Consider the following 14611-nt stretch of genomic DNA (forward strand, 5'->3'; position numbering starts at 1 on the left):
GGCAGAAACGCCGAGATAACGGGAAATACGGCACTCGCGGCAGGAGAACCGGAAATAGGCTGCGGCCATGAACGCCGAAGATCCGGGTGGCTTCAGCACGATCGTGGGCCGGCCGCAGTACTACATCGACTTCCTCGATGCGCGTACGGAGATCCCGGACGAGAGCGTGGTCAAGGAAACCATTCTCCGCCTGCTCGATCTGCGTGACGGCCTCGCGGTGCTGGACGTCGGCTCGGGGATCGGCGCGGACACGATCGAAGTCGCGAAGCGGGTTGGCCCGGCCGGACGGGTCGTCGGTCTCGACCGGAGCGCCGAGATGGTCGCGGAGGCCCGCGGCCGGGCCGACCGGCCGGTCGAGTTCGTCGAGGGCGACGCTCACCGTCTGGAGTTCGACGACGCGACCTTCGACCGCTGCCGCAGCGAACGAATGCTCATCCACGTCGCCGACCCGGTCACGGCCGTAGGCGAGATGGTGCGGGTCACCCGACCTGGCGGGCTCGTCGTGCTGTCCGACATCGACGCCGGCACGATGTTTCTCAACAGCACGAACGTCAAGCTCGCGACCGCGCTCGCGCAGCGGACCTCGGACGCGTTGGCGCACGGCTGGCTGGGTCGTCGGCAGCAGCGCTATCTGGTCGAGGCGGGTCTGGAGGACGTACGCTGCGTCGCTCAGGTGATCCAGAACAGCGTCAGCTTCATGCGGATCGTGTTCGCCGGTCCGCTGCGTGCCATGGTCGCGGACGGCGTCGCGACCGCCGGCGAGGTGGACGACTTCTGGGCCGAGCTGGCACAGGGTGAGCGGGACGGCTGGCTCTGCTCGGGTGTCGTGTGCTTCACCGTGGTCGGCCGGCGTCCACGCTAGGACTCCCGCTGTCTGTCTGGTGTGTCCGCAGGTCGAGCGTGCGGACCTGGCTGGCGACCGCCTCGCGGAGCCAGCGGGACAGGCTCATGCCGCGCCGGACGGCCTCCTCGCGAGCCCTGGCGTCGAGGTCGTCCGGCAGTTTCACCGTTCTCCTCTTCATGCCGCACAGCGTACGCAGTTCGCAAACCAGGGCAAATGCATGCGCGTACTCTCCGCGTGTCGCCGGCCGCTAAAGTTCGTGCAGGTCAACGTTGGCAGACAGGAGACAAGCAGGTGTCGGAGCGTACGCTCGTGCTGCTCAAGCCGGACGCGGTGCGCCGCGGCCTGGTCGGCGAGATCCTCGGCCGGTTCGAGCGCAAGGGCCTGACCATCGAGGCGCTGGAGCTGCGCAATCTGGACGGCGAGACCGCCGACCAGCACTACGCCGAACACGTCGAGAAGGCCTTCTATCCGCCGCTGCGCGAGTTCATCACCTCGGGTCCGCTGGTGGCGCTGGTGCTGTCCGGCGACACGGCGATCGAGGTCGTACGTGGCCTGATCGGCAGCACCGACGGCCGCAAGGCCGCCGCCGGCACGATCCGCGGCGACCTGTCGCTGTCCAACCGGGAAAACCTGGTGCACGCGTCCGATTCGCCGGAGTCGGCGTCCCGTGAGCTCAAGCTCTTCTTCCCCGAGCTGGCCTGACGTAACGGTGATGGCGCATTTTGGGGATATCCAGGGTGGCGCACCGCACGTACCGTTCATTCCAGTGAAGGCAGCAGCTCAGCGACACTGACTGTCGCTGCAGGAGAGGACCTCGACATGAGCGACGACTACCACGCCAACGTTGACGTCGACGGCGACGGACACTACGACGACGTCGACTACACGACGAACTCCGACGGCAGTGTCACCATCACCGACGACTTCAACCACGACGGCAAGGTCGACTTCGTCGCGCATGACTACAACCACGACGGCATCGTGGACGACGCCAAGTACGACACGAACTATGACGGCACGTACGACCAGTACTGGAAAGACACCAACGGTGACGGTTACCTCGACCGGGTGAACGGCGACGGCAACCAGGACGGTCACACCGACTACAAGGGGACCGACTCCAACGAGGACGGCCGCATCGACCACGTCACCAGCGACACGAACTACGACGGCAAATACGACACGTACCAGCAGGACACCAACTACGACGGCCGGTTCGACTACGCGCAGCACGACACCAACGAGGACGGCAAGGTCGACACCGTCGACTACGACAGCAACCACAACGGCCACTTCGACACGAAGTACACGCCGGAAGGCGACGTTCCGCTGCACAACGTCTGATCCGGTAGAGCAGTGCACGCAACGGCCCGGCCGGTCATCTGGCCGGGCCGTCGCGTATGCCGGCAATGAGAACACGTCCGAAACCGAGAGGCTTTTCGATCAATGAGTGACGATTACTCGACCAATGTCGACGTCGACGGCGACGGCGACTGGGACCATGTCGACTACCACGAGAACTCCGACGGCAGCGTGACGATCACCGCCGACGAGAACGGCGACGGCAAGACCGACTTCATCGCGTACGACTACGACCACGACGGCACCGTCGACCAGGCGTATTACGACGTCAACCACGACGGCACATACGACGAGCACTGGACCGACACCAACGGCGACGGCTATCTGGACGTCAAGCAGGACGGCAACTTTGGCACTCACCCCGGCAGCGACGGCGGGAGTGGCCACAGCAGCTCGGCGCCGGCCAGCGGCGAGACGCAGCCGACCACCGGCAGCGGTGGCGAGCATGGTGGTGGTGGTGGTGGCGGCGGCGAACACGGCGGCAGCGCGCCGACCGGTGGTGCCGACCACCAGTCCGGCGGTACGACCGGCGGCCAGCCGTCCGCCACCGGCTCCGAGCCGCACACCGGCCAAGGTGCCGGCCAGGGCGCTGGTGGTCAGGCCTCGGGTGGCCAGGACTCCGGTCACTCCGGCGGCCAAGGCGCAGGTCACGACGCTGGTGGCCAGGGTGCTGGTCACGACTCCGGCGGTCAGGCGGACGGCCACGACTCCGGCCAGGGTTCGGGCTCCTCGGCCGGCGGCGGCAGCGGATCGAGCCAGGGTTCTGGTAGCAGCGGCGGCCAGGCCTCTGGCGGCGACACCGGTTCCTTCGCGCCGGCCGACGGCGGCTCAGGCAGTGGGTCCGGAGCCGGCAGCAGCGCCACCGGCAGCTACGGCCTCCACGACGTCTAGAAATCCGCGTGCTCGCGCCCGGCTCGTCGCCCGGCGAGCGCCGAGCACATGGCGGCACTCGGCGAGCACCGAGCGCATGGCGGCACTCGGCGAGCGCCGGGAAAGTTGCGTCGCTCGGCGACCGCTGGCCGGATGGCGTCGCTCGGCGAGTGCCGGGAAAGCTGCGTCGCTCGGCGAGTGCCGGGAAAGTTGCGTCGCTCGGCGACCGCTGGCCGGATGGCGTCGCTCGGCGAGTGCCGGGAAAGCTGCGTCGCTCGGCGAGCGCCGGGAATTGTGTGGCGTTGACCGCTCAATGTCGTGGAAAAGGCGTCGCTCGGCGAGTGCCGTGAATTGTCCGGCATTGATCGTTCAATGTCGTGGAAAGGGCGTCGTTCGGCGAGTGCCGCGCGAAAGGCGGCGCTCAGTGAGTGCCGGCGAAATTGCGGCGCTCAGTGAGTGCCGCCAAATGTACGCCGTTCGACGCTCAGTGCTGCCAATATGCCGGCTCTGGTCGGCTGCCGCAGAAATGGCGTCGTTGGGCGAGTGCCGCGCGAAAGGCGGCGCTCAGTGAGCGCCGGCGAAATTGCGGCGCTGGGTAGGTGTCGGCAAATGGGCGACGTTCGACGTTCAGCGGCGCGGGAAGGTCGGTTCTGGCCGGCTGCCGCGGGGATGGCGGCGTTCGGTGAGGGCCGCGGGGATGGCGGCGTTCGGTGAGTGCCGCGGAAATCGCGGCGTTCGGCGACGGCTGGGACAGGCCTCACGCGAGGCGGGTGACCTCGACGGAGACGTCCAGGGCCGACGCGGCGCCGCCGGAGTAGATGCCTTTCAGCGGCGCCACGTCGGCGTAGTCGCGGCCGAGCGCCACCCAGATGTGCCGCGGCCCCACCGGGATGTCGTTGGTCGGGTCATAGCCCCACCAGTCGCCGGTCCACGCCTCGATCCACGCGTGGCTCTCGCCGCGTACGACCTCACGCAGCGCCGCGTCGCGCTTGGTGTGCAGATAGCCGGACACATAGCGCGACGGGATCCCCATCAGCCGCAGCAACACCAGCGTCAGGTGCGCGAAGTCCTGGCAGACGCCTTCGCGCGCTCGCCACGCGTCGGTCGCGGTGCTGTGTACGCCGGTCGCGCCGCGGTGATAGGCGAGCTGCTCGTGGACCCATTTCGACGCCGCCAGCACCGCCTCCGCCGGCCGTACGCCGCGGCGCAGGTCGCGTGCGACGGCGGCCAGCTCGCGGTCACGTGGCGTGTACGCGGTCGGCTCCAGCACCTCGGTGTAGCGGTCCAGCACCGCGGGCTCGCGCAGCTCCGACCACGCGGCCTTGTCGATCGGCTCGGAGTCGTCGCCGGTCTCCACGACCGAGGACGACACGACCTTCAGCTCCTTGTGCGGCGCGTGCAGGTCGAAGGCGGTGACGACCGTCCCCCAGTAGTCGGTGTAGCGGTACGACCGCGTCGCCGGCGCGGTCTCCACGCGCGCGACCACCACGTTCTGCCGGCGGTCGCTGCGCGGCGTCAACCGTGCCTCGTTGTACGACTGGGTCACCGGCGCCTCGTAACGGTAGCCGGTGGAATGGACGACCCGGATCCGCCAGCTCATCCCCGCACCTCCGCGTTTGTCCAGGCGACCCACGGTGCCGAGTGGAAATACTGCAGGGAAACCGCTTCGCCAACGTCGCGTACGCACTCCTGCAGGCCCCGCAGCCGCCGGGGGAGGTCGTCGAAAAGCTCGTCAGGACGCAGAAACTCCAGGTCGCTGCGCGACTTTCCAAGCAACCGCAACGCTTCCGCGCGTGCGCCGACGCGTACGCTCGGCTGGTTGTCCAGCTGCTCCAGGCACGCCTCCGCCTGCCGTAACGCGTGGAACACCGACCGCGGGAAAAGCCTGTCCAGCAACAGAAACTGTACGACCCGGGTGGCGTCGAGCGCGCCGCGATACGTACGCAGGAAGGTGTCCTGAGCGCCGGCCGACCGCAGCACGGTGACCCAGCCAGGTGAGGACGCGCGGTCGGCGACGCGTGACATCAGCAGCCGGACGATCATGTCGACGCGCTCGACCGACCGGCCGAGCACCAGAAACCGCCAGCCGTCGTCGCGGCTCATGGTGGAGTCGGCGAGACCGGCGAACATGGCCGCTCTTTCCTCCACGAAAGAGAAAAACGCGTGCGGACCGACTCGCCGCGCGTATCGCTGCCGGTCGGGGACCGCGTTCCACATCGCGTTCAGGCATTCCCACATCTGCGCCGACACCACCTCTCGCGCGCCGCGGGTGTTCTCTCGCGCGCTGGTGATCGACGAGACGATCGAACCGGCCTGGTCCTTGGAGTACGCGACCAGCTCGGTCAGCGACCACACGTCGAAGGTGGCCTCCAGCGGCGCGACGATGCCGAGTACGTTGAGCAGCCGGCGGCTGATCTGGTCGGGGTCGACGGTCGCGTCCTCCAGCAGCTGGTGGACCGACACGTCGAGGATGCGCGCGGTGTCGTCGGCGCGTTCGACGTATCGGCCGATCCAGTAGAGCGACTCGGCGTTGCGTGCCAGCATCGCGCTCTCCCTACTGCTGTTGTTGCTGTTGCTGGGAAGTCGTCAGCTCCGGACCCTGCTCGGAGTCCAGCTGCTCGACCGTGGAGATCTTGGCCAGTTCCGGATCGGCCAGCTCTCTGTCCACTGTGGACGACCGGGCCGCCAGGACCCAGGTGTCCTTCGAGCCACCGCCCTGCGAGGAGTTGACCACCAGGCTGCCCTTGGGCAGCGCGACCCTGGTCAAACCGCCTGGCAGCACGAAAACCGAGTTGCCGTCGTTGACCGCGAACGGCCGCAGGTCGACGTGCCGGGGCACCAGCCGGTCGGCGATCTTGGTCGGTACGGTCGACAGCTGCACCACCGGCTGAGCGATCCAGCCGCGCGGGTTGGCGCGGATTTTCCTCTTGAGCGACGCCAACTCCGTCGGTGCCGCGTTCGGTCCGAAGACGATTCCGTAACCGCCGGAGCCCTCGACAGGTTTGACCACCAGCTCATCCACGTGTTCCAGCACGTACGCCCGCTCGTCCGGCAGCCAGCACCGGTAGGTGTCCACATTGGGCAGGAGCGGCTTCTCGTTGAGGTAGTACTTCAGGATGTCCGGCAGATAGGTGTAAATCAGCTTGTCGTCGCCGACGCCGTTGCCGACCGCGTTGGCGATCACGACGTTGCCGGCGCGCGCCGCGTTCAGCACGCCGGCGACGCCGAGCACCGAGTCGGGCCGGAAATGCAGCGGATCCAGGAAATCGTCGTCGATCCGCCGATAGATCACGTCGACCTGCCGCTCGCCCTCGGTCGTACGGATGTAGACCACGTTGTCCCGGACGAAAAGATCGCGGCCCTCGACCAGCTCGACCCCCATCTGCCTGGCCAGCAACGAATGTTCGAAGTACGCCGAGTTGTAGACGCCCGGCGTCAGCACGACGACGTTCGGGTCGGCCGCGTTTGGCGCGGCGGCCGCTCGCAACGCGCGCAGCAGGTGCACGCCATAGTCGGCGACCGCGCGTACGCGGTGGCGGGCGAACAGGTCGGGGAAGACACGCGCCATCGTCCGGCGGTTTTCCATCACGTACGAGACACCGGATGGACAGCGCAGATTGTCCTCCAGTACGCGAAAAGTGCCTTGTTCGTCGCGGACCAGGTCGATGCCGGCGACGTGGATGCGTACGCCGTTCGGCGGCGAGAAACCGGCCGCCTCGCGGTGGAAATGCGCGCAGGAGGAGATCAGCCGGCGGGGCAGGACACCGTCGCGCAGGATCTCGGCGTCGCCGTACACGTCGGCGAGAAACATCTCCAGGGCCTTGACCCGCTGCACGATGCCGCGCTCCAGCCGGGACCACTCACCGGCCGGAATGACCCGCGGGATCAGGTCGAGCGGAAACGGACGCTCCTGGCCGGACAGCGAAAAGGTGATGCCCTGGTCGACGAACGCGCGGCCGAGTGCTTCGGCTCGCGCGCCGAGATCGCCGACCTCGGTCGGCGCCAGTGCCTCGTACAGCGTCCGGTAGGCCGACCGTACGGAGTCGGTGTCGGCGAACATCTCGTCGTACGCGCCGGCGTGCGGCCTGGCCGGGTCGAGGTAGCCGTCGAAGAGCGCGCTCGGCGGCGACCCGTTCAACGACGGCGTACCCGGCCGCCGGCTCGCGCGCTGGACTGATGTCGGCGTCATCCCCGCATCTTGTCGCAGAGACCAGCCGGAATGCACGCGACCCGGCAGTGACACACGTCCTGACCACAACCGGACCGCGTCGCTAGAACCGCCAGCGGGTGGCGCTGAACCCCTTCTCCTTGCCGAACGCGAACACCCGCACGGGCTCGACCGCGTAGACGTGCCGCGGCTCCTCGAGCGCCGTGTCGGCCGGATCGTAGAGCTCGCCATCCCTGACGAACGGATGCCACCACGGATACTTGGCCGGGAACAGGTCCGCGATGTTCTGCAGCCGAGGCGCGTCCCGTACGAGCTGCGCGGTGCCGTCGATGACCACGTCGACGTCCGGTCCGGGGACGGTGACCGTACAACCGTTGTCGCGGGTGAGATTGCGGGTCTTGCGGCTGTGCCGGAAGGTGACGAAACAGACCGCTCCGTCATGCCACACGGCCAGCACCGGCACCACGTGCGGCCGTGCGTCCTGGTTGGTGGTGGCGAGCAGGAAGTCGTGCGCCTCGGCCACTCTGGTCCGTGCGTCCGCCCAGTCGAGTGTCGTGAGGGGTGTGCCGCTGGGGCTGGACAATGGCTCGGCGGTCGGATCCAACGCGGTCATCTATCGCTCCCTTGGTGGACGAGCGGGAATCTGTGGAGTTGACGCTAGGTGCGTTGGCGTGCCGCTGAAAAGCGACGGTTTCCGATCAACATGATCGCCGTGGGCAATCTGTCTCTGGCGTGCCCTTGACCCTGCCCCAGGGGCAACCTTCGACGATGCTCGGCATGACAGACAACGAGCTCCGCGAGCAGATCGCCACTTATTGCGAGTCCAACAACGTCCCGGGCTTCGTCGCCGGTGTTTACCACGCCGGCGAGCAGACCGTCGTCGCTCACGGCATCGCGAACGTCGCCACCGGCGCCGCGATGCGCGAGGACACCGGCTTCCTGTTCGGATCGGTCACCAAGGTCCTGACCACGACACTGGTCCTGCGGCAGGTCGAGCGCGGTGTCCTCGACCTCGACGCGCCGGTGGTGGAACACCTCCCCGACTTCACCGCCGGCGACCGGATCCTGGTTCGCCACCTCGTCACCCACACCAACGGCATCGACGCCGACCTCTACTTCCCGGACGAGAAGGGCCGCGACGCGTTGAGGACGTACGTCGACGGCCTCGGCTCCGACACCCTGTTCGAGCCCGGTGAGCAGCTCAGCTACTCCAACGGCGGCATGATCGTCGCGGGCCGCCTGCTGGAGGTGGTGACCGGCACGCCGTTCCCCGACCTGCTCCAACGCGAGGTCTACGCGCCGGTCGGCATGACCAACTCCAGTACGTCGGCCGAGCAGGCCATCCTGCGCAGCACCGCGATCGGCCATTTCCCCGACCCGCGGACGCGCAGGCCCCGGCCGACCGGCGTGTTCATGCTGCCGGACACCTGGGGACCGGCCGGCGGCACGCCGATCGGCACTGTCGCCGACCTGCTCGCCTTCGGACGAACACACCTCGCGAACGGCGTTTCGCCGACCGGCGAACGCGTGCTGTCGGCCGCCTCCGTCGCGTCCATGCGGCAGGTCTGGCACGACATGCGGACCCCGAACGTGCCGCCGATGGGGATGGGGTGGGTGCTCTATCCGTTCGGTGACACGACCGTGCTGGCCATGTCCGGCGCGTCACCCGGTGGCGTGTCCATCCTGTGCGTCGTGCCCGAACACGATCTGGTTTTCACCGCCTTCGGCAACACCTCAGGAGCGATCATGCTGCAGGACCAGCTCCTGCGGTGGCTGCTGACCGAGCGGCTCGGCGTACGGATCTCGACGATGATCGCCGACCTCGATCCGGACGTGGACCTCACGCCGTACGTCGGCACCTACCGCTCCAACCAGCTGCGCATCGACGTTGGCATCGCCGACGGTCAGCTCGAGGAAAGTGTCACGTACGAGCCGGCGGACGAGTCGCAGGAGCGGATCTTCACCAACTTCGCCGGCGGCGCGACACAGGCTCCGCCGCAGCGGTACGTGCCGGTCCGGCCGGGACTGTTCGCACCGGCCGGCTATCCGCTGGACACATTCGACGGCTACCTGCGGCTGCTGCTGGTCTCCTTCCACGACGTACGCGACGGCCAGGCGCGCTTCCGCAACGGCGGCGGCCGGCTGACCCGCCGGGCCTGACCGAACTGGCAGGATGGCCCGCATGATCACGATCGGCCAGCTCGCCGGCTACGCCGGCGTGACCATCAAGGCCGTCCGTCACTACCACCAGCGCGGTCTGCTCGACGAGCCCGAGCGGGACTCGTCGGGCTACCGGCGCTACACCGCCAAGGACGCGGTCGAATTGGTCAAGATCAGGACCCTGGCCACCGCCGGCGTGCCGCTGGCCCGCATCAGGGACCTGCTGGACGCCGACCCGGAGACGCTCGCGGCGGCCATCGCCGAGATCGACCACGATGTGCGGGAACGCATCGCGCAGCTGCGGCGGACCCGCGACCAGCTCGCGCAGCTGCGCACCGGCGACCGGCTCTTCGTCTCCGCCGAGGTCGCCGACTATCTCGACGAGCTACGCAAGCTCGGCGTCAGCGACCGGACCATCCGGCTGGAACGCGACGGCTGGATCCTGATGCGGACGGCGTCACCCGGGGACGCCGCCGCCTGGGTCTCGGAGAAGCGCGAGCTGATCGCCGATCCAGAATTCCGCGCGATCTATCTCGACCACGACGCCGCGTACGACTGGTCGCCGGACGACCCACGGTTGGCCGGCATCGCCGACCGTACGCGCGAGTGGGTCGCGCGGCGTCAGAGCCGATCCGAGGCGCGTCCGATCCAGAACCCGACGATGGCGAGGCTGGCCGCCGAGTCACTGCCGGGTGCCTCGTCGCCGGCGTGGGACCGGCTCGCGCAGCTCCTGACCGGCTGACCGCGGAATATTCGCTGTACGTGGTTCGCTACCCTGGATGCACAGGCTTCGACCCGGCTATCACCGGCGAGCCTCCGGAAGAACGGGCATCGGCCCAAGTAGAACCGGACGGGATCGGCCCGTCACAGCCGACACGAGCGGGTGTCAGCCGCCGCGGCCAGCGGTGGATGGCGCCAAGCGAGGTGGTACCGCGGTGGCGCATGAGCATGCGCCGTCGTCCTCGCGTACGAGCACTGAGTACGTGAGGACTTGAGATGGCCTATCCGAGGCACCGCGATGACCAGAGTGTCGTGGCCGCGCCGTCGTTTCCACAGCTGGAAAACCAGGTGCTGGACCACTGGGACGCCGACGGCACCTTCCAGGCCAGCATCGACGCGCGTCCGGCCGGTGACAACGGCGCCAACGAGTTCGTCTTCTATGACGGTCCGCCGTTCGCCAACGGCCTGCCGCACTACGGCCATCTGCTGACCGGTTACGTCAAGGACCTGGTGCCGCGCTACCAGACCATGCGCGGCAAGCACGTCGAGCGCCGGTTCGGCTGGGACACGCACGGCCTGCCGGCCGAGGTGGAGACCGAGAAGCAGCTCGGCATCACCACCAAGGCCGAGATCCTCCGGCTCGGCATCGAGAAGTTCAACACGGCGACCAAAGAGTCCGTGCTGCGTTACACCCACGAGTGGGAACGCTATGTCCGGCGGCAGGCTCGCTGGGTCGACTTCGAAAACGACTACAAGACGCTCGACCTGCCGTTCATGGAAAGCGTCATGTGGGCCTTCAAGCAGCTCCACGACAAGGGCCTGATCTACGAGGGTTTCAAGGTGCTGCCGTACTGCTGGCGCTGCGAAACCCCGTTGTCCAACAACGAAATCCGGATGGACGACACCTACCGCGACCGGCAGGACCCGGCGGCGACCGTGTGGGTGGAGCTGGTGGACACCGGTGAGCGGCTGCTGACCTGGACCACCATGCCGTGGACCTGGGTCCCCAACAGCAACCTTGTGGTGGACCCCGAGGTCGACTACGCGGTGGTGGAGCTGGACGGGCACCGTTACGTCATCGCAAAGGCGCGCCTTGCCGCGTACGAGAAGGAGCTCGGCGCCGCCACCTTGGTCGACACCGTCAAGGGCAGTGTTTTCGTTGGCCGCAAATACAAGCCGGTCTTCGACTTCCTGGTGGAGGCGTACGCGGACGTGCCGGCGGCGTTCACCGTGCTGGCCGGAGATTTCGTCTCGACCGAGGACGGCACCGGTCTGGTCGAGGTCGGTCCGGCACACGGTGAGGACGACTTCAACATCACCACGGCGGCCGGCGTGCCGACGATCCTGACCGTCGACGACCGTACGCGTTTCACCTCGATAGCACCGCGTTTCGAGGGCCTGCAGGTCTTCGAGGCCAACCGGCCGATCCTGCGCGAGCTGCGCGAGCGCGGCCTGCTGCTGCGCGAAGAGTCGTACGTGCACTCGTATCCGCACTGCTGGCGCTGCGACACTCCGTTGGTCTACAAGGCATTGTCGTCGTGGTTCGTCAGCGTGACGAAGTTCAAGGCGCGCGCGTCCGAGCTCAACCAGCAGATCACCTGGACGCCGGCGCATGTCAAGGACGGCTCTTTCGGGAAATGGCTGGAAAACGCGATCGACTGGCCGATCTCGCGCAACCGGTTCTGGGGTTCGCCGATCCCGGTGTGGAAGTCGGACAGCGAGGAATACCCGCGCGTCGACGTGTACGGCTCGCTCGACCAGTTGGAGGCGGACTTCGGCGTACGCCTGGAAGATCTGCACCGGCCAGGCATCGACGAGCTGACCCGGCCCAACCCGGACGACCCGACCGGCAAGTCCACCATGCGGCGCGTGCCGGAAGTTTTGGACTGCTGGTTCGAGTCCGGGTCGATGCCGTTCGCGCAGGTGCACTATCCCTTCGAGAACGCCGAATGGTTCGAGCATCACTTCCCCGGTGACTTCATCGTGGAGTACATCGGCCAGACCCGCGCGTGGTTCTACTTCATGCAGGTCATCGCGACCGCGCTGTTCGACCGGCCGGCGTTCCTGACCGCGATCAGCCACGGCATCGTGCTCGGCGACGACGGCAAGAAGATGTCGAAGAGCCTGCGCAACTATCCGGACGTGTACGAGATGTTCGACACGTACGGCTCGGACGCCATGCGCTGGTCGCTGATGTCCTCGCCGATCCTGCGTGGCGGCGACATGTCGGTCAGCGAGCCGGTGATCCGCGACGCCGTACGGCAGGCCATCAACCCGCTGTGGAACGCCTGGTATTTCTTCTCGCTCTATGCCAACGCGGCGAAGTACGAGGCGAAGTGGCGGACCGACTCGCGGCACGTGCTCGACCGGTATGTGCTGGCCAAGCTCTCCGACGCGGTGGAGTCGGTGACCGAGTCGCTGGACGTCTACGACATCTCCGGTGCCTGCGCATCGGTGCGCTCTTTCCTCGACGTACTGACAAACTGGTACGTCCGCCGGTCGCGGGACCGGTTCTGGAACGAGGACACCGACGCCTTCGACACGCTCTACACGGTGTTGGAGGTGCTGACACGAGTGGCCGCGCCGCTGCTGCCGATGGTCACCGAGGAGGTCTGGCGCGGGCTGACCGGCGGCCGGTCCGTACACCTGCAGGACTGGCCGGAGGCGTCCGCGCTGCCGTCCGACGCGGCGCTGGTGGCCAGCATGGACGAGGTGCGCGCGGTGTGCTCGGCGGCCCTTTCGCTGCGAAAGGCACGAAAACTACGCGTACGGCTGCCGCTCGCCTCGCTCACCGTCGCGGTGGCCGACGCGCAGGCGCTGGAGCCGTTCATCGACCTGATCGCCGACGAGGTGAACGTGAAGGAGGTGCGGCTCACCACCGACGTCGAAGGCTATTGCCAGCGCGTCCTGTCGCTGGTGCCGCGCGTCCTCGGGCCGCGGCTCGGCAAGGACGTGCAGAAGGTCATCAAGGCGGTCAAGGCCGGTGACTGGTCGGTCTCCGGTGGCCTGGTGACCGCCGGTGGTGTCGAGCTGACGGAAGGCGAGTACGACCTGCGGCTGGTGCCGACCGACGCCGACTCCTCGGCGCCGCTGCCCGGCGACGCCGGTGTCGTCGTCCTGGACGTGAAGGTCACGCCGGAGCTGGCCGCCGAGGGCCTGGCCAAGGACGTGATCCGCGCGGTCCAGCAGGCCCGCCGTGACGCCGGCCTGGACGTGGCCGACCGGATCCACCTCACCCTGGAGCCGTCGTCCGACGACGTACGCGCCGCCGTCGAGGCACACCACGAGCTGGTGACCGCCGAGACGCTGGCCGCCTCGCTCACCTTCGGCACGCTGAGCGGCGACGTGCCGGCCACCGAGCTGGCCGACGGCCACTCCGTACGCGTCGCCGTCGCCAAGGCGTAGGCGGGCACAGCAAAAGGCCCCGGCGTTTCTGCCGGGGCTTTTCGCTGAGTGGATCAGACCGTACGGTTCAGGGCGGTCTGCGCGAGCGTGGTGATCGCGTCCTGGAAGTCCTTGCCCTGGCTCACCGCGTGGTCGGAGCCGGCGTTGAAGTACTCGACGTGGACGACCGTGTTGCCGTCGAGGACGTACAGGTGCAGCGCGCCGCTGCTGGACTTGTAGCCGGTGGCCTTCTGGCCGATGCCGGTGACGTTGATCGGGTTGCCGTAGACCCGGTCGCTGGACTGCTTCTCGCGGTCGTAGTCCGACGACGCGTCGGCGGTCGGGTTGGAGCCGGTCTGGATGGTCATCTCCAGCTCGATCTCCGGGTTGAGGTTGCCCTGGACGTAATAGCCCTTGCAGTCGGTCTCGGTGGAGTCGCCGTAGCGGTTGATCTCACCCTTGGGGTTGGGGCTGTGGCCGCTGTCCGGCGCGAACTGGAACTTGCTGGAGAAGGTCTGCAGGTCGACCGGCGCGCAGGCGTCGGCCGGTGCCTTGTGGGTCGAGCCGACCGAGGCGTTCGGGCCGGAGCCGCCGCCCTGGTTGGTGCCGCCACTGGCCTGCGGAGCGCCGCCACCGCCACCTCCGCCGCCGCTGGAGCTGGGGCTGGGGTTGCTGCCCGGCTTGAAGTAGAAGAACGCGCCGACACCGCCACCGACGCACAGCAGCAGCACGACGACGCCGATCACGATGCCGATGATCAGGCCGGTGCTGCTCTTTTTCGGCGGCGGAGGAGGCGGCGGGGTGCCGAAACCGGGGTCGCCGTAACCGGGGCCGCCGGGGCCGTATCCGGGAGGCGCCGAGTTGGGGTCGGCATAGCCGGGAGCGCCGTATCCGGGTGGCGCCGAGTTGGGGTCGGCGTAGCCACCCGGCTGCCCCTGGTAGGTCGGGTCGCCGTAGCCGCCACCCTGGTAGGTCGGGTCGCCGGGCTGAGAGCCGTACGGATCCCCACCGTAGCCGCCCTGGCCGCCCTGCTGCCCGTAATTGGGATCTCCGTAGTTTGACACCTCGTTACCCTTCAGCTGCCGTGTACATCTGGTTCCGGT

The 14611-nt window shown here is 67.9% G+C and carries 14 protein-coding genes; 7 read left to right on the forward strand and 7 right to left on the reverse strand.

The window, feature by feature from the left end; genetic code table 11:
• The first annotated feature begins 67 nt into the window (after positions 1-67).
• Complete coding sequence (locus GNX95_RS25925) at positions 68-862, forward strand: methyltransferase domain-containing protein (protein ID WP_163509968.1); 795 nt, start codon at positions 68-70, stop codon at positions 860-862.
• Here the strand turns inward: GNX95_RS25925 and GNX95_RS25930 are convergent.
• Positions 834-1022 carry a ribbon-helix-helix domain-containing protein gene (locus tag GNX95_RS25930; RefSeq protein WP_163509969.1) on the reverse strand — a complete coding sequence of 63 codons (189 nt, stop codon included), beginning with the start codon at positions 1020-1022 and terminating at the stop codon, positions 834-836. The two genes, GNX95_RS25925 and GNX95_RS25930, sit on opposite strands and share 29 nt — an antisense overlap.
• A 113-nt stretch (positions 1023-1135) precedes the next feature.
• Here GNX95_RS25930 and ndk point away from each other — a divergent pair, with 113 nt between their 5' ends.
• From ndk to GNX95_RS25945, 3 genes are all read left to right on the forward strand, one after another.
• The gene (ndk, locus tag GNX95_RS25935) at positions 1136-1546 is read left to right on the forward strand and encodes a nucleoside-diphosphate kinase (RefSeq protein WP_222853883.1); all 411 of its coding nucleotides are present in this window, start codon (positions 1136-1138) and stop codon (positions 1544-1546) included.
• 117 nt (positions 1547-1663) lie between these two features.
• On the forward strand, positions 1664-2188 hold the full coding sequence (locus GNX95_RS25940; RefSeq protein ID WP_163509971.1) for a hypothetical protein: 525 nt from the start codon (positions 1664-1666) through the stop codon (positions 2186-2188).
• A gap of 102 nt (positions 2189-2290) precedes the next feature.
• The gene (locus GNX95_RS25945; RefSeq protein WP_163509972.1) at positions 2291-3097 is read left to right on the forward strand and encodes a hypothetical protein; all 807 of its coding nucleotides are present in this window, start codon (positions 2291-2293) and stop codon (positions 3095-3097) included.
• Here GNX95_RS25945 and GNX95_RS25950 read toward each other — a convergent pair.
• From GNX95_RS25950 to GNX95_RS25970, 5 genes are all read right to left on the reverse strand, one after another.
• On the reverse strand, positions 3094-3438 hold the full coding sequence (locus GNX95_RS25950) for a hypothetical protein (RefSeq protein WP_163509973.1): 345 nt from the start codon (positions 3436-3438) through the stop codon (positions 3094-3096). The genes GNX95_RS25945 and GNX95_RS25950 overlap by 4 nt on opposite strands.
• A gap of 395 nt (positions 3439-3833) precedes the next feature.
• Entirely contained in the window at positions 3834-4676 is an 843-nt protein-coding gene (locus tag GNX95_RS25955) for a transglutaminase family protein (RefSeq protein ID WP_163509974.1), read from the reverse strand.
• Positions 4673-5620, reverse strand: coding sequence for an alpha-E domain-containing protein (locus GNX95_RS25960; protein ID WP_163509975.1), 948 nt, complete (start codon positions 5618-5620; stop codon positions 4673-4675). The genes GNX95_RS25955 and GNX95_RS25960 overlap by 4 nt, the downstream gene beginning before the upstream one ends.
• Positions 5621-5630: 10 nt before the next feature.
• A complete protein-coding gene (locus GNX95_RS25965; RefSeq protein ID WP_163509976.1) occupies positions 5631-7265 on the reverse strand; it encodes a circularly permuted type 2 ATP-grasp protein in 1635 nt (544 codons plus the stop codon).
• An 82-nt stretch (positions 7266-7347) separates the two neighbouring features.
• Positions 7348-7857 (reverse strand): pyridoxamine 5'-phosphate oxidase family protein, encoded by a 510-nt coding sequence (locus tag GNX95_RS25970; RefSeq protein ID WP_163509977.1) that lies wholly within the window; start codon positions 7855-7857, stop codon positions 7348-7350.
• Between the two features lie 164 nt (positions 7858-8021).
• On the opposite strand from GNX95_RS25970, the gene GNX95_RS25975 reads away from it, so the two are divergent.
• The 3 genes from GNX95_RS25975 to ileS all read left to right on the forward strand — a co-directional run bounded on the left by GNX95_RS25975 (position 8022) and on the right by ileS (position 13529).
• Entirely contained in the window at positions 8022-9404 is a 1383-nt protein-coding gene (locus GNX95_RS25975) for a serine hydrolase domain-containing protein (protein WP_246281730.1), read from the forward strand.
• A 22-nt stretch (positions 9405-9426) separates the two neighbouring features.
• Positions 9427-10146 carry a MerR family transcriptional regulator gene (locus GNX95_RS25980; protein ID WP_163509979.1) on the forward strand — a complete coding sequence of 240 codons (720 nt, stop codon included), beginning with the start codon at positions 9427-9429 and terminating at the stop codon, positions 10144-10146.
• Between the two features lie 254 nt (positions 10147-10400).
• The gene (gene ileS, locus GNX95_RS25985) at positions 10401-13529 is read left to right on the forward strand and encodes an isoleucine--tRNA ligase (protein ID WP_163509980.1); all 3129 of its coding nucleotides are present in this window, start codon (positions 10401-10403) and stop codon (positions 13527-13529) included.
• A 53-nt stretch (positions 13530-13582) separates the two neighbouring features.
• On the opposite strand, the gene GNX95_RS25990 is transcribed toward ileS, so the two are convergent.
• The gene (locus tag GNX95_RS25990; RefSeq protein ID WP_163508083.1) at positions 13583-14572 is read right to left on the reverse strand and encodes a hypothetical protein; all 990 of its coding nucleotides are present in this window, start codon (positions 14570-14572) and stop codon (positions 13583-13585) included.
• Between the last annotated feature and the right edge of the window lie 39 nt (positions 14573-14611).

Source organism: Fodinicola acaciae (assembly GCF_010993745.1).
Taxonomy (GTDB): Bacteria; Actinomycetota; Actinomycetes; order Mycobacteriales; family HKI-0501; genus Fodinicola; species Fodinicola acaciae.